At 65.7% G+C, this 26241-nt stretch carries 25 protein-coding genes; all 25 read right to left on the reverse strand.

What is annotated here, in order from left to right; all coding sequences use genetic code 11:
• Positions 1–361: 361 nt before the first annotated feature.
• The 25 genes from murA to argS all read right to left on the reverse strand — a co-directional run bounded on the left by murA (position 362) and on the right by argS (position 26203).
• The gene (gene murA, locus ACFVUS_RS15135) at positions 362–1624 is read right to left on the reverse strand and encodes a UDP-N-acetylglucosamine 1-carboxyvinyltransferase (protein WP_387765656.1); all 1263 of its coding nucleotides are present in this window, start codon (positions 1622–1624) and stop codon (positions 362–364) included.
• Between the two features lie 10 nt (positions 1625–1634).
• The gene (locus ACFVUS_RS15140; protein ID WP_387765659.1) at positions 1635–2228 is read right to left on the reverse strand and encodes a cob(I)yrinic acid a,c-diamide adenosyltransferase; all 594 of its coding nucleotides are present in this window, start codon (positions 2226–2228) and stop codon (positions 1635–1637) included.
• Between the two features lie 12 nt (positions 2229–2240).
• Positions 2241–2660, reverse strand: coding sequence for a DUF2550 domain-containing protein (locus tag ACFVUS_RS15145; protein ID WP_364646501.1), 420 nt, complete (start codon positions 2658–2660; stop codon positions 2241–2243).
• 164 nt (positions 2661–2824) lie between these two features.
• Entirely contained in the window at positions 2825–3517 is a 693-nt protein-coding gene (locus ACFVUS_RS15150; RefSeq protein ID WP_387765663.1) for an MspA family porin, read from the reverse strand.
• 29 nt (positions 3518–3546) lie between these two features.
• Positions 3547–4152, reverse strand: coding sequence for an MspA family porin (locus tag ACFVUS_RS15155; RefSeq protein WP_387765666.1), 606 nt, complete (start codon positions 4150–4152; stop codon positions 3547–3549).
• A gap of 258 nt (positions 4153–4410) precedes the next feature.
• Positions 4411–4788: a F0F1 ATP synthase subunit epsilon gene (locus ACFVUS_RS15160; protein WP_364646492.1), complete on the reverse strand. Its 378-nt coding sequence runs from the start codon at positions 4786–4788 to the stop codon at positions 4411–4413.
• Between the two features lie 6 nt (positions 4789–4794).
• Positions 4795–6237: a F0F1 ATP synthase subunit beta gene (gene atpD / locus ACFVUS_RS15165; protein WP_067702204.1), complete on the reverse strand. Its 1443-nt coding sequence runs from the start codon at positions 6235–6237 to the stop codon at positions 4795–4797.
• A 16-nt stretch (positions 6238–6253) separates the two neighbouring features.
• On the reverse strand, positions 6254–7222 hold the full coding sequence (locus tag ACFVUS_RS15170) for a F0F1 ATP synthase subunit gamma (RefSeq protein ID WP_364646489.1): 969 nt from the start codon (positions 7220–7222) through the stop codon (positions 6254–6256).
• 58 nt (positions 7223–7280) lie between these two features.
• Positions 7281–8921 carry a F0F1 ATP synthase subunit alpha gene (gene atpA, locus ACFVUS_RS15175; protein WP_387765672.1) on the reverse strand — a complete coding sequence of 547 codons (1641 nt, stop codon included), beginning with the start codon at positions 8919–8921 and terminating at the stop codon, positions 7281–7283.
• A gap of 88 nt (positions 8922–9009) precedes the next feature.
• Positions 9010–9822, reverse strand: a complete 813-nt coding sequence (locus ACFVUS_RS15180) for a F0F1 ATP synthase subunit delta (protein ID WP_364646483.1) — start codon at positions 9820–9822, stop codon at positions 9010–9012.
• A 19-nt stretch (positions 9823–9841) separates the two neighbouring features.
• Positions 9842–10393: a F0F1 ATP synthase subunit B gene (locus ACFVUS_RS15185; protein WP_364646480.1), complete on the reverse strand. Its 552-nt coding sequence runs from the start codon at positions 10391–10393 to the stop codon at positions 9842–9844.
• Positions 10394–10419: 26 nt separating this feature from the next.
• Positions 10420–10665: an ATP synthase F0 subunit C gene (locus tag ACFVUS_RS15190; protein WP_067562316.1), complete on the reverse strand. Its 246-nt coding sequence runs from the start codon at positions 10663–10665 to the stop codon at positions 10420–10422.
• Positions 10666–10736: 71 nt separating this feature from the next.
• Positions 10737–11585, reverse strand: a complete 849-nt coding sequence (gene atpB / locus ACFVUS_RS15195) for a F0F1 ATP synthase subunit A (RefSeq protein WP_387765678.1) — start codon at positions 11583–11585, stop codon at positions 10737–10739.
• 269 nt (positions 11586–11854) lie between these two features.
• On the reverse strand, positions 11855–12283 hold the full coding sequence (locus tag ACFVUS_RS15200; protein WP_364646473.1) for a hypothetical protein: 429 nt from the start codon (positions 12281–12283) through the stop codon (positions 11855–11857).
• An 11-nt stretch (positions 12284–12294) separates the two neighbouring features.
• Positions 12295–13488, reverse strand: a complete 1194-nt coding sequence (locus ACFVUS_RS15205) for an MraY family glycosyltransferase (protein ID WP_364646470.1) — start codon at positions 13486–13488, stop codon at positions 12295–12297.
• An 11-nt stretch (positions 13489–13499) separates the two neighbouring features.
• Positions 13500–14165, reverse strand: coding sequence for an L-threonylcarbamoyladenylate synthase (locus ACFVUS_RS15210; RefSeq protein ID WP_387765682.1), 666 nt, complete (start codon positions 14163–14165; stop codon positions 13500–13502).
• Positions 14166–14287: 122 nt separating this feature from the next.
• Positions 14288–15163 (reverse strand): peptide chain release factor N(5)-glutamine methyltransferase, encoded by an 876-nt coding sequence (gene prmC, locus ACFVUS_RS15215; RefSeq protein WP_387765685.1) that lies wholly within the window; start codon positions 15161–15163, stop codon positions 14288–14290.
• Between the two features lie 92 nt (positions 15164–15255).
• A complete protein-coding gene (prfA, locus tag ACFVUS_RS15220) occupies positions 15256–16335 on the reverse strand; it encodes a peptide chain release factor 1 (protein ID WP_387765688.1) in 1080 nt (359 codons plus the stop codon).
• A 127-nt stretch (positions 16336–16462) separates the two neighbouring features.
• A complete protein-coding gene (rpmE, locus tag ACFVUS_RS15225; protein ID WP_387765691.1) occupies positions 16463–16690 on the reverse strand; it encodes a 50S ribosomal protein L31 in 228 nt (75 codons plus the stop codon).
• Positions 16691–17352: 662 nt separating this feature from the next.
• Positions 17353–19410: a transcription termination factor Rho gene (gene rho / locus ACFVUS_RS15230; RefSeq protein WP_387765694.1), complete on the reverse strand. Its 2058-nt coding sequence runs from the start codon at positions 19408–19410 to the stop codon at positions 17353–17355.
• A 325-nt stretch (positions 19411–19735) separates the two neighbouring features.
• Positions 19736–20686 carry a homoserine kinase gene (thrB, locus tag ACFVUS_RS15235; protein ID WP_387765698.1) on the reverse strand — a complete coding sequence of 317 codons (951 nt, stop codon included), beginning with the start codon at positions 20684–20686 and terminating at the stop codon, positions 19736–19738.
• A gap of 26 nt (positions 20687–20712) precedes the next feature.
• A complete protein-coding gene (gene thrC / locus ACFVUS_RS15240; protein ID WP_387765701.1) occupies positions 20713–21798 on the reverse strand; it encodes a threonine synthase in 1086 nt (361 codons plus the stop codon).
• Entirely contained in the window at positions 21795–23126 is a 1332-nt protein-coding gene (locus ACFVUS_RS15245; protein WP_387765704.1) for a homoserine dehydrogenase, read from the reverse strand. The genes thrC and ACFVUS_RS15245 overlap by 4 nt, the downstream gene beginning before the upstream one ends.
• The gene (gene lysA, locus ACFVUS_RS15250; RefSeq protein ID WP_387765707.1) at positions 23123–24544 is read right to left on the reverse strand and encodes a diaminopimelate decarboxylase; all 1422 of its coding nucleotides are present in this window, start codon (positions 24542–24544) and stop codon (positions 23123–23125) included. The genes ACFVUS_RS15245 and lysA overlap by 4 nt, the downstream gene beginning before the upstream one ends.
• Positions 24545–26203, reverse strand: a complete 1659-nt coding sequence (gene argS / locus ACFVUS_RS15255) for an arginine--tRNA ligase (protein WP_387765710.1) — start codon at positions 26201–26203, stop codon at positions 24545–24547.
• Positions 26204–26241 lie beyond the last annotated feature (38 nt).

The raw sequence follows: 26241 nt of genomic DNA on the forward strand, positions 1-26241 counted from the left end.
ACCCACCCACACGGGGGTGTGGAAGGCCGGAACCAATAAAATATTGGCACTGACATTCATCGACACACTATTGAGTTCTCAAAGAACACACGCACGCAGAATCTCTCGGGCTCTTTGTCCCGGTTGATCTCTGCGGCTGCTTTCAAAGCTTAGCCCGACCGGCGCAGCAGAACCAAATCCGCTGATCGGAAGAGCCAATGTGATCAGTCAGGCGCTCGCCGTCCAACCTCGTTTCCCTGACCTCTCGGTCCGGGTTGGTGTCCGTGTCGCTCTGACTCGAATAAAGTTACGTGTTGGTCATTCGCATGTCAAATCGGCTGTTCAGGAGGGGTTTTCGCGAACCCTTCCCGTCACCGGCCGTTCATTCGGCGGTGCCGACCCGCTCGATCTCGGCTCCGAGCGAGCGCAGGTTCTCCACGAAATCCGGGTAGCCCCTGTCGATGTGGAAGACATCGTGGACTTCGGTGACGCCGTCCGCGACCAGACCCGCGAGCACCAAGCCCGCGCCGGCGCGAATGTCCGAAGACCAGACCGGCGCGCTCGACAACCGCGGAATCCCGCGCACCACAGCGTGATGACCGTCGGTGCGGGCATCGGCGCCGAGGCGAATCATCTCCTCCACGAAGCGGAAACGCGCTTCGAAGATGTTCTCGGTGATCATCGAGGTGCCGTCCGCGATGGCGGCCAGGCCGATGGCCATCGGCTGCAGATCGGTCGGGAAACCCGGGAACGGCAGCGTCGAGAAGTTCACCGCGCGCGGGCGATCGGACTGCACGACGCGGAAACCGTCCGGCTCGAACGAGATTCGCGCACCCGCGGCACGCAGCTTGTCCAGGACGAGGGACAGATGCTTGGGGTTGATACCCGTCACCCGCACATCGCCCTGCGTCATCGCCGCGGCGATACCCCAGGTGGCGGCGACGATGCGATCGCCGATCACGCGGTGGGTGGTCGGCGACAGCTTGTCCACACCCTCGATGGTCAATACCGAGGTGCCCGCACCCGCGATCCGAGCTCCCATGCGCGCCAGCATGTTGCACAGGTCCACGATCTCGGGTTCGCGCGCGGCATTGTCGATGACCGTCTCCCCCTCGGCGAGCACCGCCGCCATGAGGATGTTCTCGGTCGCGCCGACGGACGGGAAGTCCAGGCGAATTCGCGCGCCCTGCAATTCCTCGGCGCGCGCCACCAGGCAGCCGTGCTCGATCTCGCTGGTCGCGCCGAGCAGCCGCAGCCCCTGCTGATGCATATCGAGCGGTCGCGAACCGATGGCGTCACCACCGGGCAGCGCGACCACCGCACGCTTGCAGCGCGCCATCAGCGGACCCAGTACGCACACCGAGGCGCGGAACTGGGTCACGGCGGGAAAGTCCGCGTGGTACTTGGGTTCCGGCGGGGTCACGATGGTGACCGTCCCGCCGTCGACCGTGACATCACAGCCGAGACCGCGCAGCACGTCCGCCATCAGCGGCACGTCCAGGATGTCCGGGCAGTTCGTGATGGTGGTCGTACCCTCGGCCAGCAGCGCGGCGGCCATCAGCTTGAGGACGCTGTTCTTCGCGCCGCCTACCGCGACCTCACCGACGAGCCTGCTGCCCCCGGTCACCAGAAACCGTTCACTCACGACGGTCAGCCTAGTGGTCCTGTCCTTCCCCCGTGGCCTCTCCGCCCGGCCGCCAGAGGATGTCGCCTTCGGGGTTGGCCACGCGACCCAGAATGAACAGCAGGTCGGACAGTCGGTTCAGGTATTTCGCGGGCAGCGCGCTGGTGTCATCGGGATGCGCGTCGACCGCGGCCCAGGCGGAACGCTCGGCGCGTCGCGCTACCGTGCGCGCCACGTGCAACAGCGCGGCGAGCGGTGTGCCGCCGGGCAGAATGAACGAATTCAGTGCTGCCAGAGGCTCATTGAACTCATCGCACCACTTTTCCAAGCGGTCGATGTACGGCTGCGTGATGCGCAGCGGCGGGTATTTCGGATCTTCGACAACGGGGGTGGACAGATCCGCGCCCGCATCGAAGAGATCGTTCTGGATGGCGAGCAGCACCCGCCGGATGCGCTCATCGGGGTTGCCGAGCGCAATGGCGACACCGAGTGCGGCATTGGCCTCGTCACAGTCGGCGTAGGCGATGAGCCGGGGATCGGTCTTGGCGACCCGCGAGAAATCGCTGAGCCCCGTGGTCCCGTCGTCTCCGGTCCGGGTATAGATCCGCGTCAGATGCACACTCACGCGTTCACACTATTACCGCCGGCGGCGAATGCGCTCCGACGGGCGGGACTCCACCCAGGACAGGAACGCCGCGAGCGCGCCGCGATCCAAAGCCAGCTCGTAGCTACCGCTCTCGTCGGAGACCTCGACGATGGCCTCGTCGTTCATGATGTCGAACTCATCGCCCTCGGGCGCGCGCCGGCCGGTGCCAACCTCGATGCCCAGGCGGCGAATCGTGGAGTCCGGACCCAGTTTGAGGCTGGAGAGCTTGTAGAAGACCAGGGTGTCCTCGCCGTAGCGGATCAATCCGTGCCGCCAGCCGCCGCCGTGACCGCGCGCCGGGAGCACCCGCAGCAGCGCTGCGGTTCCGCCGCGACGCAGCATGATCAGGCGATATGTGGAAGCCAGGGCCAATCCGACAAGCAACAGCACCAGAATGATCAGAACCACCATCCCGGTCCGCAATGTTGCTCCGTCCCTTCACATCAGCCTCGGCTGTCATTTCACGAACCGGCCATCGGCAGGACCCCGTGTTCGGTCGATAGTAGCGACCGTGTGAACACGAGGTTCCACCATCCACCGAATGTGACGTATGCCCTGTTCAGCTCCCCTATCGATCAACCCATGCTGAAGGGCTCTCCCCACAGCGCCAGGTTGCCGATGAAGGTGGTGGTGTCGATCTCGGCGAGTACGAACGAGCGAGCTTGGGCATACCCACCGCAACCGTTCACCGCGAAGGTCTCGTCCACCCAGGAGACGCTGGCGTGCGGGCCGGGAACCTTGTTGTAGCGCTTATGCGATTCCTGGCCGTAGTCGTCCGGCTTCTCCAGATCCAGCAGCAATTGCGCCACCGCCTGGCCCGGCGCGACCGTGATCCCGCCGCCCAGGGCCTCCGAAGGCTGGAGGTTGGTCAGACCGCCCGAACCCAGGGTGGCGGATTCGCTGGCATTCTCGCTCGGCGAGAACTGGCTGATATCCACCTGGCAGCCGACCACGTATCCGGGCGAGATCTTGATGGTCGCCTCGGACGCGCTCGGACCGACCAGATCGACGCTGCCGCGCCCGGACACCCACACATTGCGATGCACCGGCGTATCACCCATGGACGGATTGATCTTGGCCGATTCATTGTCGATGCGGATGGTGACGATGGTGCCGTCCGCCAGTGTCCGCGAGATCATCCCGCCGGGCAGCGGAATGAAGGTGTCGGCCGCCGCCGTCCCCGGCGCGTGCAGACCGAACAGTGTCGCCGCGGCCAGCGCTACCCCGAAAAGCTTGCCGCTCAATGGATTTCGATTCGAGCCGAACATGCGATCCCTTCGCGTCGGAGTGCGAGCCGTCAGCCGAGGCTGAACGGCTGGCCGTAGAGGGTGACCTTGGCGTAGTCCACGCCGATGATCTCGACCACCGAGAACTGGCGCGCCTGGGCGTATCCGGCGCAGCCCTGCACCTCCATCGGCAGATCCTGATACTGAATCTGATAACTACCGGTCTTGATCAATTCGATGTTGTTGATCGCCAGCCACACCACCTGTCCGGGCGACAGCGGAAAACTGAATCCCGCGGCCAGGGTCGGGGTGGTGCTGATCGTCACCGCCGCATTCGCGCTCAAAGCACCGAGCGAAACCTGGCAGCCCACCACATATCCAACAGTCAGGTTGGAGGAGCCGTGGGTACCGGAATTATTCGTACCCGGAAAATTCCTGGGGCCGTTATTGGGGCCGACCTCACCGTCCGGCGTTTCCACATCGGCGATCACATTGCCGCTCACCCAGGAGGTGCGGCCCGCGCCATTGGACGCCAGCGACGGCGAAATGACCGCGCGCTCACCGACACTCGTGATTTTGACGCCGGGTCCCTCGATATGCCCGTTGGGCAGCGGCACGATGACATCCGCGTTCGCCGCCCCCGGTGAAAAGAAACCGATGCCTACCGCGACAGCCATTGCCGCGATGGTCCACCTGCTGATTCGAAGCCCGATCATTCACCCCTCGCTCATCGAGGCGAGGCCACACCCGCTCATACCCGGGCGAGACCGCGCTGCGCCAACTCATTTGAGGTAAAGCTGAAAGTGCTGAAATAGCCGAGGCATTGCGGAATGGGTCAGATCACATCCGCGGCCGGTGCTGAGTGTAAACGAAAAGAGCGGCGGCCCTGGGATATTTCCCAGAGCCGCCGCTCTTTTGCCGAATGGAAACTCGGATCAGCCCTGTGCGGCCTTCTCCAGCGCGCGCAGGCGGCCCTGGGCCTTGGCCTGCGCATCCGCGCTCGCATCGGCGTCGGCGAGTACGGCCTTGGCGGCCGCCTCGTCGATATCGCCTGCGAAATCAGCGGATTCGGCGAGCACGCGCACCGAAGTGGCGGTCACCGAGAAGAATCCGCCGTGCACGGCCGCGACGATGCGCTCGTCGCTGTCGGACACGATGGTCACCGTGCCGGCTTCGACCAGCTGACCGAGCAGCGGCTCGTGGCCGGCGAGGATGCCGATCTCGCCCTCCGTGGTCTGGGCGGAGACGAACTTCGCCCGCCCCGACCACAGCAGTCGCTCTACGGCGACCAGATCAACTGACATATCCGCCATGGTGGACTACTTCCCGGCGATCTTCTTCGCAGCGGCCTCGACGTCGTCCAGGCCACCGCAGGAGTTGAACGCCTGCTCGGGCAGGTGATCGAACTCGCCCTTGCAGACGCGATCGAAGTCGTCGATCGTCTGCTCCAGCGGAACGACGGAACCTTCCTGGCCGGTGAACTTCTCGGCGACGATGAAGTTCTGACCCAGGAACTTCTCCAGACGACGCGCACGGCCGACGAGGACCTTGTCGCCTTCGGAGAGCTCGTCCATACCGAGGATGGCGATGATGTCCTGCAGTTCCTTGTACTTCTGCAGGATCCGCTTGACCTCGTTGGCCACCTGGAAGTGACGGTCGCCGACGATCGAAGCCTCGAGGATACGAGAGGTCGAGGTCAGCGGGTCGACGGCCGGGTAGATGCCCTTCTGCGAGATCGGGCGGGAAAGCTCGGTCGTCGCGTCCAGGTGGGCGAAGGTGGTCGCCGGCGCCGGGTCGGTGTAGTCGTCGGCGGGGACGTAGATCGCCTGCATCGAGGTGATCGAGCGACCACGGGTCGAGGTGATCCGCTCCTGGAGCTGACCCATCTCGTCCGCCAGGGTGGGCTGGTAACCCACGGCCGAGGGCATACGACCCAGCAGGGTCGAGACCTCGGAGCCGGCCTGGGTGAACCGGAAGATGTTGTCGATGAAGAGCAACACGTCCTGGTTCTGCACATCGCGGAAGTACTCCGCCATGGTCAGGGCCGACAGGGCGACGCGCATACGCGTGCCCGGCGGCTCGTCCATCTGGCCGAAGACGAGGGCGGTGTCCTGAAGGACGCCCATCTCTTCCATTTCCAGGTGGAGGTCGGTGCCCTCACGAGTACGCTCGCCGACGCCCGCGAACACCGAGGTGCCCGAGAACTCACGCGCGATACGGGTGATCATCTCCTGGATCAGCACGGTCTTGCCGACACCGGCGCCACCGAACAGACCGATCTTGCCACCCTTCACGTACGGGGTGAGGAGGTCGATGACCTTGACGCCCGTTTCCAGGATCTCGGTCTTACCCTCGAGCTGGTCGAAGGCGGGCGGCTGGCGGTGGATGCCCCACTGCTCGCCGTCGCGGCCCAGGCCGGGGGTGTCCAGGCAGTCGCCCAGCGCGTTGAAGACGTGGCCCTTGACGACGTCACCGACGGGAACCGAGATCGGCTTGCCGGTGTCGCGCACCTCGACGCCACGCACCAGACCGTCGGTCGGCTGCATGGAGATGGTGCGAACGATGTTGTCGCCCAGGTGCTGTGCGACCTCGAGGGTCAGCGTCTTGGCGACCGACGCGAGCGCGATGTCGACGTTCAGCGCGTTGTACAGCTCGGGGATGGAGCCGCGCGGGAACTCGACGTCCACGACGGGGCCGATGACACGGGAGACGCGGCCGGTGCCAGCGCCCACCCGGGTTTCTTTAGTGACAGCTGCGGTCATTGGTTCTCTTCCGTGTCTAGTCGCGGTCCGAGCTCGACGCCAGCGCGTTGGCGCCACCGACGATTTCCGTGATTTCCTGCGTGATTCCGGCCTGGCGCAGCGAATTCGCGGTACGGGTCAGTGAATTCACCAAGTCCGTCGCGTTATCGGTGGCCGCCTTCATCGCGGTGCGGCGCGCAGCCGACTCCGATGCCGCCGCGTCGAGCAGCGACGAATAAATCCGAGTGTTGATGTACTTCGGCAGCAGCGCGCCCAGCAGGACGTCCGCATCCGGCTCGAACTCGTACTGAGCCGTGGGCTCGGAGTTCCCGTCGGAGAAGCTGTCCTCACCCAGATCGAAGTTCTCGTCGACGTAGCTCACCTGAATGGGAGCCAGGCGACGGACCTCGGGGACCTGCGACAGCATCGACACGAAACGCGTGTAGACGATGTGCAGTTCATCGACGCCGGCCATGGTGCCTTCGCCGTTGGGTGCGGCCACTTCGCCGTCGGCGCCCGCCATGAACGCCTCGACCAGGTGGTTGCACGCCGCGGAGGCGTCCACATAGTTCGGCGACTGCGAGAAGCCGGTCCACGCGCCGTTCACATCACGCTTACGGAAGGTGTAGAACGTCAGGCCCTTTGCGCCCATGACGTACAGCACCGGCTCTTTGCCCTCGGACCGCAGCGTGGTCAGCAGCTCCTCGGTGCGCTTGAGCACGTTGGAGTTGTAGCCACCGCACATACCGCGGTCACTGGTGATCACCAGTACCGCGGCACGGCGCGCGTTCGGCCGCTCGGTGAGCAGCGGGTGGGTGAGATTCCCACTGGCGCTTGCCAATTCGGCAAGCACCTTGGTGATCTCCTCCGCGTACGGCTTGGCCGCCGCGACCCGGGCCTGCGCCTTGCTGATTCGCGAGGTCGCGATCAGCTCTTGCGCTTTGGTGATCTTCTTGATCGAGCTCACGGAACGAATTCGGGAGCGCAGTTCGCGCACGCTTGGCATTAGCGGTTCACACTCCCTTCATTCCTCGAGTCAGACAGTCGCATCAGCTTCGCCGTTCTTACTTCTCGACGTGCTTGCGAGTGACGGAAAGCGACTCGACCTCTTCGTGATCGAGCTTGCCGGCCTCGGCCTCGTTCACGACGCGGCTGCCGTCCGAAGCAAGGAAGCCCTGCTTGAACTTGTCGGTCGCGGTCTTGAAGGAGTCGGCGGTCTCACCCTCGAGCTTCTTCGAACCACCCTGCAGGGCGTCGAAGGAAGGCTGCACGGTGGCGTGCAGGTTCTCCAGCAGCTCGGAGTTGAAGCGGCGCACATCGCCGACCGGCACCGAGTCGTAGTAACCGGCGTCGACCAGGAACAGCGAAACAACCTGATCCTCAACCGAAACCGGGGCGTACTGGTCCTGCTTGAGCAGCTCGACCCAGCGGGCGCCACGCTCCAGCTGCGCCAGCGAGGCGGCATCCAGATCGGAGGCGAACGCGGAGAAGGCTTCCAGCTCACGGTAGGAGGCGAGCTCCAGACGCAGCGAACCGGCGACCTGCTTCATGGCCTTGGTCTGCGCGGCGCCACCGACACGGGACACCGAGATACCGACGTTGATGGCCGGGCGGACACCCTTGTTGAAGAGGTCCGACTCCAGGAACACCTGGCCGTCGGTGATCGAGATGACGTTGGTCGGAATGAACGCCGACACGTCGTTGGCCTTGGTCTCGATGATCGGCAGCGCGGTCATGGAACCGGCACCGAGCTCATCGGAGAGCTTCGCGCAACGCTCCAGCAGACGGGAGTGCAGGTAGAACACGTCACCCGGGTACGCCTCGCGGCCCGGCGGGCGACGCAGCAGCAGCGAGATGGCGCGGTACGCCTCGGCCTGCTTGGACAGGTCGTCGAACACGATCAGAACGTGCTTGCCCTGGTACATCCAGTGCTGGCCGATGGCCGAACCGGTGTACGGCGCAAGCCATTTGAAGCCGGCGGAGTCGGACGCGGGAGCCGCGACGATGGTGGTGTACTCCATCGCACCGTGGGCCTCCAGCGCGGCCTTGACGCCCGCGATGGTGGAACCCTTCTGGCCGATCGCGACGTAGATGCAACGCACCTGCTTGGTCGGATCGCCGGTGGCCCAGTTGGCCTTCTGGTTGATGATCGCGTCGATGCAGACCGCGGTCTTACCGGTCTTGCGGTCACCGATGACGAGCTGACGCTGGCCGCGGCCGATGGCGGTCAGGGCGTCGATGGCGGTGATGCCGGTGGCGAGGGGCTCACCGACGGGCTGGCGCTCCAGCACGGTGGCGGCCTGCAGCTCGAGGACGCGACGTTCGTCGGACTCGATCTCGCCCAGGCCGTCGATGGGGGCGCCCAGCGGGTTCACCACGCGGCCCAGGAAGTTGTCGCCCACCGGGACCGAGAGCACGTCGCCGGTACGGCGGACCTGCTGGCCCTCCTCGATGGTGTCGAACTCACCCAGGACGACGGCACCGATTTCGGTGTCCTCCAGGTTCAGCGCGACGCCGAGCACGCCGCCGGGGAACTCCAGCAGCTCGTTGGCCATCGCGCCGGGGAGGCCGCTGATGTGGGCGATGCCGTCACCGGTGTCGGTGACAACGCCCACTTCCTCGATGGAGGTTTCCGGGGTGTAGCTCTGGGTGTAGCTCTCGATCGCGCTACGGATCTCATCGGGGGAGATCGTCAGCTCCGCCATGTTCTTCCTGCTCTCGCTGTGGTCTCGAATGTCGGTGTGTTGGTGCGCTTTTCGCGTCTCTGCGGACTACCGGCCGAAGCCGGTGGTCTCACGCGAGAGACTGACGCAAGCGCTGCAGTCGGCCGACGGCGCTGCCGTCGATCAGGTCGTCGCCCACGCGCACGACGACACCGGCCAGCAGGCTCGGGTCTTCCTGCACGTGCACCGTGACGGGCTTGTCGTAGATGCGCTGCAGCGAGGCCGCAAGGTGCTCACGCTGCTGCGTCGTCAGGGCCGACGCGGAGCGCACATGCGCCACGATCTGATCCCGGAGCGACGCTGCCAGGTCGGACAGGTGGTCGAAGGCCTCGCCGATATCGCCCTTCTTGCTGCGGGCGACCGCCTGCTGGACCAGTTCGAGGGTGATCTCCTCGACCTTGTCCGCGAGCAAACGCTGCACCAGTTCACGCTTGGCCGCGAGCGGCTTCCCGTGATCGGTCAGCGCCTGCTCCAGCGCGGGGTTGTCTTCGACGATCCGGCCCAGCCGGAACAGCTCGTCCTCAACGGCGCCGAGACGGCCGCGGTCTTCCGCGGCACGCAACAGCGCTTCGTTGCCGAGCAGCACCAGGCTGTCGACCAGGTCGCGGGCGCGGGACCAGTCCTGCGCCACCGCGGTGGTCAGCACCGTCTGGGTGGCTCCACTGACCTTGCCGCCGAAGAGGCGCTCGGCCAGTTCGGCGCGGGCCGAGCTGGACACCGACTTATCCGCGAGCGCCACACGCAGCGAGCGCTGGTCGTCGAGGACGGCGACAACGGCGAACAGTTCGGAGCCCGTCGTGGCCGCGACGGTGTCGCTACCGGTCAGAGCGGCCCGAAGAGCTTCCCGCGCACGGGAGCTCGCCTCACGGCTCGCTGCGTACATGCTTCCCACTTTCGGTTCGTTACCTTCCGACCCCGATGCCGGCGTTCGCATCCAGTTCCGCGAGGAACCGGTCGATCGACGCGGCCTGCTTGGCTTCGTCGGCCACCGACTGACCGATGATCTTCTCGGCCAGATCGACCGCGGTGCGGCCGAGTTCGGAACGCAGTTCGGTCACGATCTGCAGGCGCTGGGCCTCCAGCTGGGTGTGGCCCGAAGCCACGATGCGGTCGGCCTCGGCCTGTGCGTCGGCGCGCAACTGCGCCAGGATGGTCTGGCCCTGAGTGCGCGCTTCCTCACGAATGCGCGCGGCCTCGAGGCGAGCCTCGGCCAGCTGCTCCTGGTACTGCTGCAGGGTGGCCTGGGCCTCGGCCTGCACGGCCTCCGCCTTGGCGATACCGCCCTCGATCTTCTCCGTGCGCTCGTCGAGCACCTTGGTCAGGCGCGGGACGACGTACTTGGCGAAGACAAAGGCGATAACGATGAAGACGATCGCGGACCAGACAATGTCATAGGTCTTCGGGACGAGGGGATTGATATCCTCCTCGGCCGCGAGCAAATAAATGCTGTTCATCGTTGATTCCTAGTCTTATGCCGGAATCAGAAAATGAAGCCGGCGACGAGACCGATCAGCGCCAGGGCCTCGGTGAACGCGATACCCAGGAACATGGTGGTCCGGATGGTGCCCTGCAGCTCGGGCTGACGGGCGATGCCCTCGATGGCCTTACCGACCACGATGCCTACACCGATGCCGGGGCCGATCGCAGCGAGGCCGTAACCGATGGCGCCGAAGCCCTTGGACTTGGATTCGGCAACTTCAGCAGCCAGGTACGAGAGGGTGCTCATGTGTGTTCCATTCCCTTTCTGTCGCCCACCCGCCGGGCGGCGTGTAAGGCAGGTTTTGGTAGTGCGGTCGGTCAGTGAGAGTCGGCGTGCTGCGCCAGACCGATGTAAACAGCGGTCAACAGTGCGAACACGTACGCCTGCAGGAAGACCACCAGGAGTTCGAAGAGTGTGAAGCCGAAGCCCGCGAGCAGCGAGAACGGCGAGAACACCTTCATCCAGGAGACGGCATCGAACAGGAAGAACTGGGTGGCGCTGAAGAACAGCACCAGCATGATGTGGCCGGCCAGCATATTCGCCAGAAGACGAACGGTGAGCGTGAACGGGCGGAGCACGAAGGTCGAGAGGAACTCGATCGGGATCAGCAGGATGTGCAGCGCGGGCGGCACATTCGGCACGACGATGCTCGAGCGCATGTATTTCAGGAAGCCGTACTTCTTGATGCCCACGTAGTTGAAGGTGACGTAGGCGACGACGGCCAGCACCAGCGGCATACCGATGCGCGCATTGGATGAGATGTTCAGGCCCGGAATGACACCGGAGATGTTCAGGAACAGGACGGTGAAGAAGATCGACGCGATAAGCGGGAAGAACTTCTTACCGGATTCCTTGCCCAGGACCTCATCGCAGATCTGTTCCTTGACGAACACCAGACCGGATTCGGCGACATTCTGCAGACCGCGCGGAACCAGCTGCGGACGACGGAAAGCCGCGAGCATCACGATCACAAGAACGGCCGCCATGATGATGCGAATGAGCATCAAACGGTCGAGCTCGAAAGGCGTCCCCTCGAACAGCACTGCTGGAGGGAAGAAGTCGTTAAGCGACGGCGCGTGGAACTCGCCCGCCAAAATGGTGACGCTCAGCGTTCTCTCCCGTGGTCGGGCCGCAGGCAATGCTTTGCCTGCGGTTCGATCGGACATTGACGATCTGGTGGTCGACTCAGGTCGGCTCGAAGTTCGTCAGCAGCTGAGGGGCTTGCGCCCGGGCGTCTGTACGCGCGTCGGCGACATCGTCGACGGTGCAGAACCAAGACCCGAAGGGTCCGGTACGGCAGTAAGCATAACCTGCTCTCAGGCGGGTCTCAGGTGACCCCCCCTTGTGCTTCGGTCGGCTACAAGTAAAGAGTTTATCAAGTTATCTACGACAACGTGTAGGGGGTGGCATAAACAGCCGGTGAACTGCGCCGCGGCTACAGCTCGCGTTCGGTCTGAACCGTCGGAACCCGTTGCCGCAGAAGGCCATACGTCTCCGCGCCGAGCACGATCAGGAGCGCGCCGACCACGGTCAGGAACAGCGCGGTCGGGCTGTAGAAGTCGAATTTGCGAAGAATCGCGACGACGACGAGCGCCAGCACCAGCTTGCCGACCCAGCTGCCCAGGATCACGATGCCCTGCAAACCGGATTCGATCTTCGCGCTGAAGAGCACCGAGGCGGCGGTCGTCAGAATGAATCCGCCGCCGATGGCGGAACCGATCAGGGCGCCCCAGAGGCCGGGCACACCGGCGATGATCGACGACAGAATTGCCGAAACCACCACCAGCACAGCCAAACCCATCAGGCCGTAGCGCAGGGCCGCCCGCAGCGGGGCGTCGGGATCCGGGGTGGAAGGCGTGCTCACGTCAGCAAACTCTACCGGGCGGTCGCGTCCGGGCCGCGCGGTGGTTTACGTCCCGCACGCGCGGTGAGCTCCCGCCAGGACGGGACCGAAGTCACGATCAGCGCGAATACCAGGCCCGCCGCGAACAGCAGCACCACCACGCGCCGATCCATCAATGACGTGCCGACCGCGCCGAAAGCGAGCACGCTCACCCACAAGTAGATCAACAGCACCACGCGGCGATGCGAATGCCCGATCTGCAGCAAACGGTGATGCAGATGCATTTTGTCGGGAGTGGAGAAACTCACACCCGCGCGCACGCGCCGCACGATCGCCAAAACAAGATCGAGTACCGGAATGAACATCACCGCACCCACCAGCAACAGCGGCGACAGCAGACCCACGATGTCGCGCGGGCCGTAACCCTGCAGCGGAATTCGGCCCGACGCACCCGTCGACACCGCGGCCAGCATCAATCCGATGAGCATGGAACCGGTATCGCCCATGAATATTCGGGCCGGTTGAAAATTGTGCGGCAGAAATCCCAGACAACCTCCGGCAAGCGCGGCGGCCAGCAGCGCGGGCGGATAGGTGTCGGTCGAACCGCCGACTTCGTAGAGCAGGCCGACGCTGAACACGAAAACCGCGACCGAGGCGATGAAACCCAGTCCCGCGGCCAAACCGTCCAGACCGTCGACGAAATTCATGGCATTGATGAGCGTCACCGTGATGCCGACCGTCACCAGACCGCCCTGCAGTGGATCGAGCACCACGGTCTCATTGGTGAAGGGGTTGTAGATGGCCACCCAGGACAGGCCCATCACCGCCATCACACCGGCCGCGGTCACCTGACCGACGAATTTGGTGAGCGCGTCCAAACCCCAGCGGTCGTCGATGATTCCGACCAGCACGATCAGCGTGCCCGCCGCGAGCACCGCCGGAATGTCCTTCGGATAGTCGAAGCCGCGGCGCAGCGCGGGCAGCTGATGCGCGAACAGCACGGCGCCGATGACACCCAGATAGATGCCGAGCCCGCCCATGCGGGGAATCGGCTTCACATGGACATCGCGCTCACGCGGTACCGCCACGGCGCCGAAGGCAATGGCCCCCACCCGGATTCCGCCGGTGCAGAGAAAGGTCACCACCGACGCGACGAACAGCACCAGCAGCAGCTCCCGCAGCGGGACGACCGCGCCCTGGCTGAAAACGCCCTGACTCAACAGCATTTATCGGGCCGTCACCGCTCGCCTGGGGACAGCAGCTCCTCCGGCGACATGCCGAGGACCTCCGCCACCTTCTCGGTCGGGACGGCGCCCGCGCGCAGAATGCGCGGGGCATCGGAGGTCAGATCCACGATGGTGGAGGCGATCGCGTGATCGGCGGGACCACCGTCGAGGTACACCCCGACCAGATCACCCAATTGCGCCTTGGCTTCGGCGGCGGTCTTGGCGGGCGGCTGCCCGGAGACGTTCGCGCTCGACACCGCGAGCGGGCCGACCTCGCGCAGCACCTCGAGCGCGACCGGATGCAGCGGCATCCGCAGCATGACCGTGCCCCGGGTGTCCCCCAGGTCCCAGGCCAGCGAAGGGGCTTGCTGCACAACAAGACTCAGGCCACCGGGCCAGAACGCGCGGATGAGTTCACGCGCCTGCGGGCGAACCGAGAACACCAGCCCGTCGATCGTGTTCCACGATCCGACGAGCACCGGCACCGGCATATCCCGCCCGCGCCGCTTGGCGGCCAGCAGCGCGCTGACAGCCTGGCTGTCGAAGGCGTCGGCGGCCAGGCCGTAGAGGGTGTCGGTCGGAATCACTGCCAGCCGTCCCGATTTCAGCGCACTCCGGGCCGCGATCAAACCGGCGGCTCGTGAATCGGAATCGGCACAGTCGTAGACGGTACTCACGCGCAACATCTTGGCACGGATACCTCGAGAGTCATTCGTCGCGGTGGGTCGCGGGCGGCGCGGACTCGAATTCCACGACCGCCCGGACGGAAAGCCCTGCCGATGACGGTGCGCGCCGCCGCCTATTCGGCGGCGAACCGGGCGACCACGAAGCGGGGTTTGCCCGCGAGATCGGGGTGTTCGACGACCGCGGTGAACCCGGCGGCGGTGAGCAGCGCCGCCACTCCGGAGCCGTTGGTGTCATCGTGTTCGATGGCCACCGCACCCCCGGAGCGCAACAATCGCGCGATATTCGGAACCATGGGGCGGATGACGTCCAGGCCGTCGGGGCCGCCGAAGAGGGCGCGGTGTGGATCGTGGTCCGCGACTTCGGGATCCAGCTGGGCGGCTTCGGGGATGTAGGGCGGGTTGGAGACGACGATGTCGACCTTGCCGGTGAGATGAGTGAGCAGGTCCGGGTCGGTGACGTCGGCGGCGTGCAGATCTATCGGGGTGTCGCCCTCGTCCGCGAGTTGCAGGGCATTGCGGCGTGCCCAGGCGATCGCCTCGGAGTCGAGTTCGACCGCGTGCACCTGGGCATCGGGGCGGGCGTGCGCGATCGCCAGCGCGAGTGCGCCGGAGCCGGTGCACAGGTCCACCACGACGGGCTGGTGTTCGTGGCCCACCGCCTCCAATTGGGCCAGGGCCCAGGCGAACAGGAGTTCGGTCTCCGGGCGGGGGATGAAAACGCCCGGGCCCACTGCGAGATCGATCTCCCCCATCGCCGCGGTACCCGTAAGGTGTTGCAGCGGAACGCGTTCGGCGCGACGGGCCACCAGTTTGCGGAATTCCTCCAACTGGTCGGCCGTCACCATGGGCACCAGGGCCAGGCGCATCCGGTCCACCCCCAGCACATGCGCCGCGAGCAATTCCGCGTCCGTGCCGGGGCTGTGCACCCCGGCACCCGCCAACACCTCCGCAGCCTCGCGGATAGCTGGGCGCAACGGCGCGCGGTTCATGATGTGCCGACCTCTCCGGTGGACGGTCCCGACGAGCGATTCATATTCCCACGAAACCTGTTCCGACCCGCGGGATTCAGATAGCTGACGGGTTATTCGGCGGCGAGGCGGGCGGCGCGATCGGCCTCGCCGAGGGCCTGGAAGAGGTCTTCCAGGTTGCCGTCGAGGACCGAATCGAGGTTGTGCGCCTTGAAGCCGATGCGGTGGTCGGCGATGCGGTTCTCGGGGAAGTTGTAGGTGCGGATGCGCTCGGAGCGGTCGACGGTGCGGATCTGCGAGGCACGGCCGGCGGCGGCTTCCTGATCGGCCTGCTCCTCGGCCAGGGCCTGGAGTCGAGCCGAGAGCACCTGCATGGCGCGCATCTTGTTCTGCAGCTGCGAGCGCTCGTTCTGGCAGGTCACGACGATGCCGGTGGGTAGGTGGGTGATGCGTACCGCGGAGTCGGTGGTGTTGACGCCCTGTCCGCCCTTACCGGAGGAGCGGTACACGTCCACGCGCAGATCCTTGTCGTCGATCTGCACCTCTTCCACCTCGTCGGGCTCGGGGTACACCAGGACACCGGCGGCCGAGGTGTGGATGCGGCCCTGCGATTCGGTGACGGGGACGCGCTGCACGCGGTGCACCCCGCCCTCGAATTTCAGCTTGGACCAGACGCCGTCGAGGGACGGCTCTTTGGCCTTGATGGAGATGGTCGCCTCTTTGTAGCCACCCATATCGGTGATGTTGGCGTCGAGCACCTCGACCTTCCATCCGTGCCGTTCGGCGTACCGGATGTACATGCGCGCCAGATCGGAGGCGAAGAGCGCGGATTCCTCGCCGCCTTCACCCGATTTCACTTCCAGCACAACATCATCCGAGTCATGCGGGTCGCGCGGGGCGAGTAGATCGGTGAGCGTCTTCTCCAATTCCTCGACCTGCGCGCGCAATCCCGGGATTTCGGCGGCGAAGGAGGAATCGTCGGCGGCCAGTTCTTCGGCCGCGGCCAGATCGTCACGCGTGGCGGTGAGTTTGTTGTAGGCGGCCATGATCGGGCCGAGTTCGGCGAAGCGCTTGCCGACTCGGCGCGCGGCGCCGGGATTGTTGTGCAGGTCCGGATCGGCCAGTTGCGCTTCCAGCGCGCCGTATTCGGCCAGGATGTCGTCTATCGCGTTGGGGGCTGTCTTGTCAGCCATCGCGGTTGCTCCTCGGGTCGGTCGTGCTCACAGATAGTTTGCGGGTCTTTCCGCTGCTGTCCGCGGCCGACCCTGAAAACACCGCGACGCCCGCCCTGCGTGCACAGGACGGGCGTCGTCAGAGTAGCTAGTTGGCGTCGTTGGCCTTCGTACGCTTGCCGTAGCGAGCCTCGAAGCGAGCCACGCGGCCACCGGTGTCCAGGATCTTCTGCTTGCCCGTGTAGAAGGGGTGGCACTGGGAGCAAACTTCGACCGTGATCTGGCCGGACTCCTTGGTGCTCTTGGTCTGGAAGGTGTTGCCGCAGCCGCACACGACCGTCGTATCGACGTACGTGGGGTGAATTCCTGCCTTCATGGTGTCCTTTCGAATGGCGCCGGGTCGCCTCGCGAGGCGTGAACCGGAACCGACTAGGCATGGTTGCCAAACGGAAAGTATAGACAATGCCCGGGTCCGAAAAATTCCGGGCCGATCCGGCCGGGCAGTGAACCAACCGATGGGTCGGTTTCGTGTACCCCCAAGAAACTGTGGGCACGCGAGTTCGCAGTCCTCGAGCGAGGCTGAAGAACGAGTAGTTCGCTACTCATGAATGCGAACACTGATGTTCATAAAGTGGTCGCAGGTGAAAACCTCGCGACTACGGGAAGGGCAGCTGTGACCAGGAAGGATGCGGAGATCGCCGCAGGGGTGGTCCTGGGAGCGCTGACGCTGATCGTGATCGCGGGGTGGTGTGCCGTTCCGAACGAGTCCGGTCGTGCGGCGGGAAACCAGACCCTGGCCCCTACCCCGCCGCACGGGGACGGCACGCTCACCTACACGGCGGTCACGGCGCCGGACAGCACGTCCGGCGCCGTGACCGCGACCATTCTCGCCGTCATGATCGCGGGGGCGGCGGTCATCGGAATGGCGTTCTACAGCCCGAGACCCGCACCCGCGTATCTATCCGTGAAACGGCAACAGCCCCACCGAAGTGGGGCTGCTGCCGAATCATTCCAGACGGAATCGCCTGTGCGCGAGTCTTATTCGTCGATCGCGTTCGGCGCGGTCTTCGAAACGGTCATCAGGAACTCGGCGTTGCTCTTGGTCTTCTTGAGTCGATCCACGAGCAGGTCGATGGCCTGATGCGAGTCCAGACCGGACAGCACGCGGCGCAGCTTGTGCAGCACCCCGGCCTCATCGGGTGACATCAGCAGATCGTCGCGACGGGTGCCGGACGGGTTGACGTCGACCGCGGGGAACACGCGACGCTCGGCGATCTTGCGATCGAGCTTGAGCTCGGCGTTACCCGTGCCCTTGAACTCCTCGAAGATGACCGTGTCACCGGTGGAACCGGTCTCCACCATCGCGGTCGCGATAATGGTGAGCGAGCCGCCGTTCTCGATATTGCGGGCCGCGCCGAGGAACCGCTTGGGCGGGTACAGCGCGGTGGAATCCACACCACCGGAAAGGATTCGGCCCGACGCCGGGGACGAGTTGTTGTACGCGCGGCCCAATCGGGTGATCGAGTCGAGCAGCACCACGACGTCCTGACCCATCTCGACCAGACGCTTCGCACGCTCGATCGCGAGTTCCGCGACGGAGGTGTGATCGCCCGGCGGGCGGTCGAACGTGGAGGCGATGACCTCGCCGCGCACGGAGCGCTGCATATCGGTCACTTCCTCGGGACGCTCGTCCACCAGCACCACCATGAGGTAGCACTCCGGATTGTTGACGGCGATCGCGTTCGCGATGTCCTGCATGATCGTGGTCTTACCCGCCTTGGGCGGGGACACGATCAGCGCGCGCTGACCCTTACCGATCGGCATGATCAGATCGATGATGCGCGTGGTCAGCTTGTTCGGCTGGGTCTCCAGCCGCAGTCGCTGATTCGGGTACAGCGGGGTCAGCTTCTGGAATTCCGGTCGGCGCTTGGCACTTTCGATATCCGAGCCGTTGACCGTGTCCAGTCGCACCAGCGGATCGAACTTCTGCCGCTGATTGCTCTGATCGCCGTCACGCGGAGCGCGCACCGCGCCGGTGATGGCGTCACCGCGGCGCAGGCCGTTCTTGCGGACCAGGTTCATCGACACGTACACGTCGTTCGGACCGGCCAGGTAGCCGGAGGTGCGCACGAACGCGTAGTTGTCGAGCACGTCGAGAATGCCCGCGACCGGCTGCAGGACGTCGTCCTCGCGGATCTCGAGTTCGCGGCTCTCGCGGCTGTTGCCGACCTCGCCGGGCACGCCGTCGCGGTCACGCCCGCGGCGACGCTCACGGAAGCGACGACCCCGGCGACCGCGGCCGCCTTCCTCGTCGTCGTCAGCGGCGGCGGCACGGTTGCGGTCGCGGTCGTTGTTGTTGCCGCCGCGCGCGGTGCCGTTCTGATTGCTGTTCTGGTTCTGGCCGCCGGACTGCTGATTGTTATTGCGCTCGCGGCGACGCTCACCACCCTCCTGCTCCGGCTTCTCAGCGGCAGGGGCGGATTCCGAGGCAGCGGCCTCGGCATTGGCATTTCCGCCGGCGGGACGCTGATCGCGACCCCGGCGCTGGCGACCGCGGCCGCGCTGGCCGCCGTCGCGGTTGTCGTCACCGCCCTCGGCGCGAGTGCCCTCGGCCTCTTCCCGCTTCGCCTCACGCGGCTCGGCGGTCTTCTCGGCGGAGTTGTACGTCGGAACCTCGGTCTTGACCCGAGTCTGTTCGACCTTCGCGGGGGCGGTTTCGGCCTTCACGGCAGCGGTTTCGGCCTTCGCGGGAGCGGGCGCAGCCGACGCGGACTCCCCGCCGGTCGGCGCAGAATCGCTCTTGCCCTTGGCATTCCGCGTGGAGGTGGCCTTGCCACCGGTCTCCTTCGCGGCGCCGCCGGACTGATTCTCCTTGATGGCGGCGATGAGATCACCCTTACGCATCCCGGAGGTGCCTCGAATTCCGAGTTCCCCCGCAAGCGCACGCAACTGCGGCAACAACATTCCAGTCAGCCCCGATCGTGCGATGTCAGTGTGTTCGCTCATCTTCGAAATCTGTCCGGATTCACTTTCGCGATCCGAGGAGGTTGAATCACTTTCCACCCCGGGTGTCGCGAGCAGGTCCGTATCTGTCACGGAAATCCTTTCCTTCCCTCGACTGCCGTGTGCCTGTTCGAGGGTTCCTCCTGCAGTCCGGTCGTATGCCGGACTCGGATGCCGTATCGCGTGCTGCGCCGGATTGGTGGTTTTACCACCGCGTGGGCTTCGCCACCGAGTGAAAAGGTGGGAGAGATCATTCCAGTGAACTGGCTACCCCCAAGTTTCGAGCCTCAAGCCTCGAGCCTGAGCAAGGAGCCTCTGGAGCGATTTGCCCTGATGAAGCACCGGCGTCTGACGCGCACGATGTACGGACTCGCTCAGGATAGCTCCCGGCCTTTACATCGGCAAGGCAGGCGCGCTGTCAATCCACCGATACCCCACCGGCAATACCGGGTTCGAGAACTCGCAGTCCGTCGGCAATGGCGAGTTCGCGCAGTTCCGCAGGGAATTCGCTGGTCCCGAGGGCCAGAATGGTCGGTCCGGCACCGGAAACGGTGGCGGCGATGCCCGCGGCGCGCAGGCGTTCGATCCATTTCGTGGTGAGCGGCAGCGCCGACGCGCGGTAACCCTGGTGTAGCCGGTCCGCGGTGGCGGGGAGCAGCAGGTCAGGGCGTTGCGTCAAGGCTACGACGGCCAGCGCGGCACGGCTGGCATTGAACGCCGCGTCGGCGTGCGGGACATTATCGGGCAGCAGTCCCCGGGTGTGCGCGGTCGAGGACCGCTCTTCGGGAATCAGCACGAATGGCCGCAACGACGGATGCGGTTCCAGGCGCACCGCGCGATAGGCGCGAACGTGGTGGTCCGCCAGGCCATTTGCGTCGGGACGGTCGGTTTCGGTCCAGGACACCACGATTCCGCCGAGCACGCTGGCGGAGGAATTGTCCGGGTGGCCTTCGAATTCGGCCGCGAGCTGCACCATGACGTCCTGGTCATAGGCCAGTGCGGCATCGAATTTCGCGGCCAGACCGCGACCGGCGGCGAGCCCGCCGACCACCGCGGAGGCCGAGGAGCCCAGCCCCCGCGAATGCGGAATCACGTTGCGGCACAGCACGTCCAGGCCATCCGCCCACACGCCCGCGGCCTGCAGGCCGCGTTCGATGGCGCGTACGACGAGATGTGAAGGGCCCCAGGGCACATCGTCCGCGCCCTCACCCTCGACCCGGATATTCAGGCCGGAATCGGTGGTGGTGACCACGATCTCGTCGTACACCCCCAGCGCGATGCCGAGGGTGTCGAATCCCGGCCCCAGATTGGCGCTGGACGCCGGAACCCGCACGGTGACGGTGATTCCGGCGGGCAGCGTCCTGGTCATCAACTGACCTTCGCGCGAATTCACCGTCAGGCCAGCTCGAGTGCGTGCGCGACGGCGACCGGATCGACCGCGATCGGCTTGACCTCGGGCATACCGGCCAGTGCGTTGTCCGGATCCTTGAGACCGTTGCCGGTCACGGTGCAGACCACGGTCAGGCCGGAATCGAGCCAGCCCTCCGCGCGCGCCGCGAGCAGACCGGCGACCGAAGCCGCCGACGCGGGCTCCACGAAAACACCCTCGGTGGCGGCGACCAGTCGGTACGCCTCGAGGATCTTCTCATCGGTGGCGGCCCGGAACGCGCCGCCGGACTCCTCCTTGGCGGCCATCGCGGCATTCCACGAGGCGGGAGCGCCGATCCGGATGGCGGTCGCGATGGTCTCCGGATCGCTCACCGGAGCGCCGTTGACCAGCGGAGCGGCACCGGCGGCCTGCACACCCAGCATGCGCGGGCGCGAACCGGAGGTGCCGTCGGCGAAGTACTCGCTGTAGCCCTTCCAGTACGCGGTGATGTTTCCGGCGTTGCCGACCGGAAGCACGTGCACATCGGGGGCCTTGCCGAGCGCGTCCACGATTTCGAACGCGGCGGTCTTCTGGCCTTCGATACGGGCCGGGTTCACCGAGTTCACCAGTCCGACCTCGGGGAAGTCCGCGGTGACCTTGCGGGCCAGCTCCAGGCAATCGTCGAAATTGCCCTCGACCTGAATGATCTTCGCGCCCAGCATGACCGCCTGGGCCAGCTTGCCCATGGCGATCTTGCCCTGCGGAATCAGCACCGCGCAGTGCAGACCCGCACGGGTCGCGTACGCGGCGGCCGAGGCCGAGGTGTTGCCGGTGGAGGCGCACAGCACCGCGGTCTTACCGCTGTACTTGGCATCGGTCATGGCCATGGTCATGCCGCGGTCCTTGAACGAACCCGTCGGGTTCGCGCCCTCGACCTTGAGGTACACCTCACAGCCGGTCAGCTCGGACAGATGCGTGGCGGGCACCAGCGGGGTGCCGCCCTCGAACAGCGTCACCGGCTCCCAGTCGGCGGGCACCGGCAGACGATCCCGGTACGCGGTGATCAAACCGGGCCACGGGGTATGCACGGCAGACCGCGCGGTCGTACTCATTCCTCGGTGCCTTCCAATCTCAGAACGCTGGTCACGGATGTGACGGAATCCAATTCGGCCAACGCGGCAACCGTATCGGCCAGGGCCGATTCCTGCGCGTGGTGGGTCACCACGACCAGGCGGGCGCCCGCGTCATGACCTTCCTGGCGGACCGTCGAAATGCTGACCCCATGCTTGGCGAATTCGCCCGCGACCGCCTGGAGTACACCGGTGCGGTCGGCGACCTGCATATTCACGTGGTAGCGGGTCGGGGTTTCACCGATCGAGGCGATCGGCAGCTCAGCATAAACCGACTCGCCCGGAGCACGGCCACCGTAGAACTTGTTGCGCGCCGCCATCACCAGATCGCCCATCACGGCCGATGCGGTCGGCGCGCCGCCCGCGCCCTGCCCGTAGAACATCAGGCGGCCGGCGTTCTCGGCCTCCACGACGACCGCGTTGAACGCGCCGCTGACCGAGGCCAGGGGGTGTTTGCGCGGGATGAGCGCCGGGTAGACGCGCACCGAGATGGATTCCTTGCCGCCGTCATCGGTGACGCGCTCGGCCATGGCCAGCAGCTTCACCGTGCAGCCGACGGCCGCGGCGGTCTCCAGATCCTCGGCGGTGATCTTGGAGATGCCCTCGCGGTAGACATCGGCCGCGGTCACGCGGGTGTGGAAGGCGACCGAGGCCAGGATGGCGGCCTTGGCGGCGGCGTCGTAACCCTCGACGTCGGCGGTGGGATCGGCCTCGGCGTAGCCCAGGCGGGTGGCCTCGGCCAGCACGTCGGCGTACGCCGCACCGGTCTCGGCCATGGCCGAGAGGATGAAGTTGGTGGTGCCGTTCACGATGCCGACCACGCGGTTCACCCGGTCACCGGACAGCGACTGGATGAGCGGGCGCAGCACCGGGATGGCGCCGGCGACGGCGGCCTCGAAATACAGGTCGGCGCGGTGCGATTCGGCGGCGGCGGACAGTTCGCCGGTGTGGTCGGCGAGCAGCGCCTTATTGGCGGTGACCACGGACTTGCCGTGCTCGAGGGCGGTTCGGATGAGCGCGCGGGCCGGATCGATACCGCCCATGACCTCGACCACGATGTCCACATCGTCGCGGGCCACGAGGGCCTCGGCGTCGGTGGTGAGCAGCTCGGCGGGGATGCCGCGATCCTTGCTCAGATCACGCACGGAAACGCCGCGCAGCACGACGGGCGCGCCGACACGATTGCAGAGGTCATCAGCCTGGTTGCGAATGATGCGAACCACTTCGGTGCCGACCGTGCCCATCCCCAGGACCGCGATTCCGATCGGATGATCCGATCCCCACACGCCGGTTTTGGTTACCTCGGTCATGCATTCACCTCCAAGCTGAGTAGGTCCTCCACCGTTTCGCGGCGAAGAATCAAGCGCGCCTTGCCGTCTCGCACCGCGACCACGGCGGGCCGGGTGAGCATGTTGTAACGGCTCGACATCGAGTAGCAGTACGCGCCGGTAGCCGCCACCGCGACCAGGTCACCCGGGCCGACATCGGCCGGGAGCCAGGTATCGCGAATGACGATATCCCCACTCTCGCAATGCTTTCCGACCACCCGAGCGACCACCGGCGCGGCCTCGCTGGAGCGCGAGACCAGACGGCAATCGTATTCGGCCTGGTACAGCGCGGGCCGGATATTGTCGCTCATTCCGCCGTCGATGCTGACGTAACGGCGACGCGCGCCCGCGTCGAGCACCACATCCTTGGTGGTGCCGACCTCGTACAGGGTGACCGTGCCCGGTCCGGCGATGGCGCGGCCCGGCTCGACCGCGATGGTCGGCATGGGCAAGCCCGCGCGCTCGGCCTCCTCGGCCACGATGCGGCGCAGGTTGGCCGCGAAGTCCGCCAGGGACGGCGGATCCTCGTGCGGCAGGTACGAAATACCAAGGCCGCCACCGAGATCCAGCACATTGATCTGCGCCGCGCGCTCCATGCCGAACTTGTCGGCGGCCTCGCGCAGCAGGCCCAGCATGCGACGAGTGGAGATCTCGAAACCGTCGATCTCGAAGATCTGCGAGCCGATGTGCGAGTGCAGCCCGACCAGACGCAGATTGTCGGATTCGAAGACCCGGGCGATGGCCTGCATGGCATCACCGCTGGCGATCGAGAAGCCGAACTTCTGATCCTCGTGCGCGGTCGAAATGTATTCGTGCGTATGGGCTTCCACGCCGACGGTGACGCGGACGAGCACATCGACGACCTTGTTCGCGGTCTTGGCGACGGCCTCCAGGCGGTCGATCTCGATCAGCGAGTCCAGCACGATGTGGCCGACGCCGGTCGCGACCGCGGTCTCCAGCTCCGGAACCGATTTATTGTTGCCGTGCAACGCGATTCGCTCGGCGGGGAAGCCCGCGTGCAGCGCCACGGCGAGCTCGCCGCCGGAGCACACGTCCAGGTGCAGGCCCTCATCGCGAATCCAGCGCGCGATCTCGGCGGACAGGAAAGCCTTGGAGGCGTAGTGCACTCGCGAACCCTCGCCGAACGCGCTGACCATATCGCGGCAGCGGGACCGGAAGTCGTCCTCGTCGATGACGAAGAGCGGGGTGGCGAATTCGGCGGCCAGCTCGTGCACGGGCACACCCGCGAGCCGGACGACGCCGTCGGCATCGCGAGAAGCATTGCGCGGCCACACATTCGCGGGCAGCGTAATCATCTGCTGCGAATTCTCCGGCCGCTCAGGGAGATTCTGAGCGGGCGGGATGTCCGCGTGACGGGGACCGGCGGGATGTGCACTCATCTACATACGCTCCGGGGCAGTGACGCCTAGCAGGCCGAGACCGTTGGCCAGCACCTGACGGGTGGCCTTGACCAGCTCGAGGCGAGCGGCGTTTCGGGGGGTGACAGGCTCGTCACCCATGGGGATGACGCGCATTTCCTTATCGGACTGGAAGGGGTGGTAGGCCCCGGCCAGCTCCTCCAGGTAGCGGACTACCCGGTGTGGCTCACGCATCTCGGCGGCGGTGGCGAGGACGCGCGGGTATTCACCGAGGGTGCGAATCAGCTCACCCTCGCGGTCTGCGGTCATCAGGCTGAAATCCGGTGCGACCGAGGCGAAGTCGAACGCGGCGGAATTGCCGATGATGTTGTTGGTGCGCGCGTGCGCGTATTGCACGTAGTACAGCGGGTTTTCGGTGTCCTGCTTGGTCCACAGGTCCAGATCGATATCGATGCTGGAGTTCACCGAGGAGCGCACCAGCGAGTAGCGCGCGGCGTCGACGCCGATCGCCTCGACCAGATCGTCCAGGGTGACCACGGTGCCCGCGCGCTTCGACATGCGCACGGCCACATCGCCATCGAGCAGATTCACCATCTGACCGATGAGCACCTCGACGGTGTCCGGGTTGTCGCCGAACGCGGCGGCGGCGGCCTTCAGACGGCCGATATAACCGTGATGGTCCGCGCCCAGCATGTAGATGCACAGGTCGAAGCCACGCGCGCGCTTGTTCTGGAAGTAGGCGATATCGCCGCCGATGTACGCGGAGTTGCCATCGCTCTTGATGACGACGCGGTCCTTGTCATCGCCGTATTCGGTGGAGGCGATCCACCAGGCGCCGTCCTTCTCGTAGAGCTTGCCCGAATCCTTCAGCGTCTGAATGGCTTTCTCGACCGCGCCGGAGGCGAACAGCGAGCTCTCGTTGAAGTACACGTCGAAGTCGACGCCGAATTCGTGCAGGTTCTGCTTGATCTGCGCGAACATCAGCTCGACGCCTTCGCGGCGGAACAGCTCGTGCTGTTCGGCGGCGGGCAGGCTCGGCGCATCCGGGTGCGCGGCGACGATGGTGTCGGCGATCTCCTTGATGTACGCGCCGCCGTAGCCGTCCTCCGGGGTCGGCTGTCCGTTCGCGGACGCGACCAGGGAGTTGGCGAAGCGGTCGATCTGCGCGCCGTGATCGTTGAAGTAGTACTCGCGGGTGACATCCGCGCCCTGGGCGGACAGGATGCGGCCGAGCGCGTCACCGACCGCGGCCCAGCGGGTGCCGCCCAGGTGGATGGGTCCGGTCGGGTTGGCGGAGACGAATTCCAGGTTGATCTTCGTATCGGCGAGCGCGTCGCCGCTGCCGTACTTCGGGCCCGCCGCGAGAATCTTCTCCACGATCGCGCCCTGCGCGGCCTTGGCGAGGCGAATGTTCAGGAAGCCCGGTCCGGCGACCTCGGCGACCTCGATGTCCTCGGTCTGTCCCAGCGCCTCGGCGAGCAGATTCGCAAAGTCGCGCGGGTTCATTCCGGCCCGCTTACCTACCTGCATGGCCACATTCGTGGCATAGTCACCGTGCTCGGGGTTGCGGGGACGCTCCACCTTGACCTCGTCGGGCAGGACCGCAGGGTCGGATCCACGTTCGACAAGTACCTTCGCCGCGGTTGCGCGAAGGAGATCTGCAAGGTCAGCTGGAGTCACGAGTCACTATCCTATGGTCTGAGCAGGTGCACGCCGCG

This window comes from Nocardia sp. NPDC058058, from assembly GCF_042885355.1.
In the GTDB taxonomy this organism is placed as follows: domain Bacteria; phylum Actinomycetota; class Actinomycetes; order Mycobacteriales; family Mycobacteriaceae; genus Nocardia.

Excerpts from the sequence above, each read along its gene's own strand:
- ACFVUS_RS15145 (WP_364646501.1), bottom strand. The coding sequence starts at position 2,660 with ATGGTGGTTCTGATCATTCTGGTGCTGTTGCTTGTCGGATTGGCCCTG.
- ACFVUS_RS15150 (WP_387765663.1), bottom strand. The coding sequence starts at position 3,517 with ATGTTCGGCTCGAATCGAAATCCATTGAGCGGCAAGCTTTTCGGGGTA.
- ACFVUS_RS15155 (WP_387765666.1), bottom strand. The coding sequence starts at position 4,152 with ATGGCTGTCGCGGTAGGCATCGGTTTCTTTTCACCGGGGGCGGCGAAC.
- ACFVUS_RS15160 (WP_364646492.1), bottom strand. The coding sequence starts at position 4,788 with ATGGCGGATATGTCAGTTGATCTGGTCGCCGTAGAGCGACTGCTGTGG.
- atpD (WP_067702204.1), bottom strand. The coding sequence starts at position 6,237 with ATGACCGCAGCTGTCACTAAAGAAACCCGGGTGGGCGCTGGCACCGGC.
- ACFVUS_RS15170 (WP_364646489.1), bottom strand. The coding sequence starts at position 7,222 with ATGCCAAGCGTGCGCGAACTGCGCTCCCGAATTCGTTCCGTGAGCTCG.
- atpA (WP_387765672.1), bottom strand. The coding sequence starts at position 8,921 with ATGGCGGAGCTGACGATCTCCCCCGATGAGATCCGTAGCGCGATCGAG.
- ACFVUS_RS15180 (WP_364646483.1), bottom strand. The coding sequence starts at position 9,822 with ATGTACGCAGCGAGCCGTGAGGCGAGCTCCCGTGCGCGGGAAGCTCTT.
- ACFVUS_RS15185 (WP_364646480.1), bottom strand. The coding sequence starts at position 10,393 with ATGAACAGCATTTATTTGCTCGCGGCCGAGGAGGATATCAATCCCCTC.
- ACFVUS_RS15190 (WP_067562316.1), bottom strand. The coding sequence starts at position 10,665 with ATGAGCACCCTCTCGTACCTGGCTGCTGAAGTTGCCGAATCCAAGTCC.
- atpB (WP_387765678.1), bottom strand. The coding sequence starts at position 11,585 with ATGTCCGATCGAACCGCAGGCAAAGCATTGCCTGCGGCCCGACCACGG.
- ACFVUS_RS15205 (WP_364646470.1), bottom strand. The coding sequence starts at position 13,488 with ATGCTGTTGAGTCAGGGCGTTTTCAGCCAGGGCGCGGTCGTCCCGCTG.
- prmC (WP_387765685.1), bottom strand. The coding sequence starts at position 15,163 with ATGAACCGCGCGCCGTTGCGCCCAGCTATCCGCGAGGCTGCGGAGGTG.
- prfA (WP_387765688.1), bottom strand. The coding sequence starts at position 16,335 with ATGGCTGACAAGACAGCCCCCAACGCGATAGACGACATCCTGGCCGAA.
- rpmE (WP_387765691.1), bottom strand. The coding sequence starts at position 16,690 with ATGAAGGCAGGAATTCACCCCACGTACGTCGATACGACGGTCGTGTGC.
- thrB (WP_387765698.1), bottom strand. The coding sequence starts at position 20,686 with ATGACCAGGACGCTGCCCGCCGGAATCACCGTCACCGTGCGGGTTCCG.
- thrC (WP_387765701.1), bottom strand. The coding sequence starts at position 21,798 with ATGAGTACGACCGCGCGGTCTGCCGTGCATACCCCGTGGCCCGGTTTG.
- ACFVUS_RS15245 (WP_387765704.1), bottom strand. The coding sequence starts at position 23,126 with ATGACCGAGGTAACCAAAACCGGCGTGTGGGGATCGGATCATCCGATC.
- lysA (WP_387765707.1), bottom strand. The coding sequence starts at position 24,544 with ATGAGTGCACATCCCGCCGGTCCCCGTCACGCGGACATCCCGCCCGCT.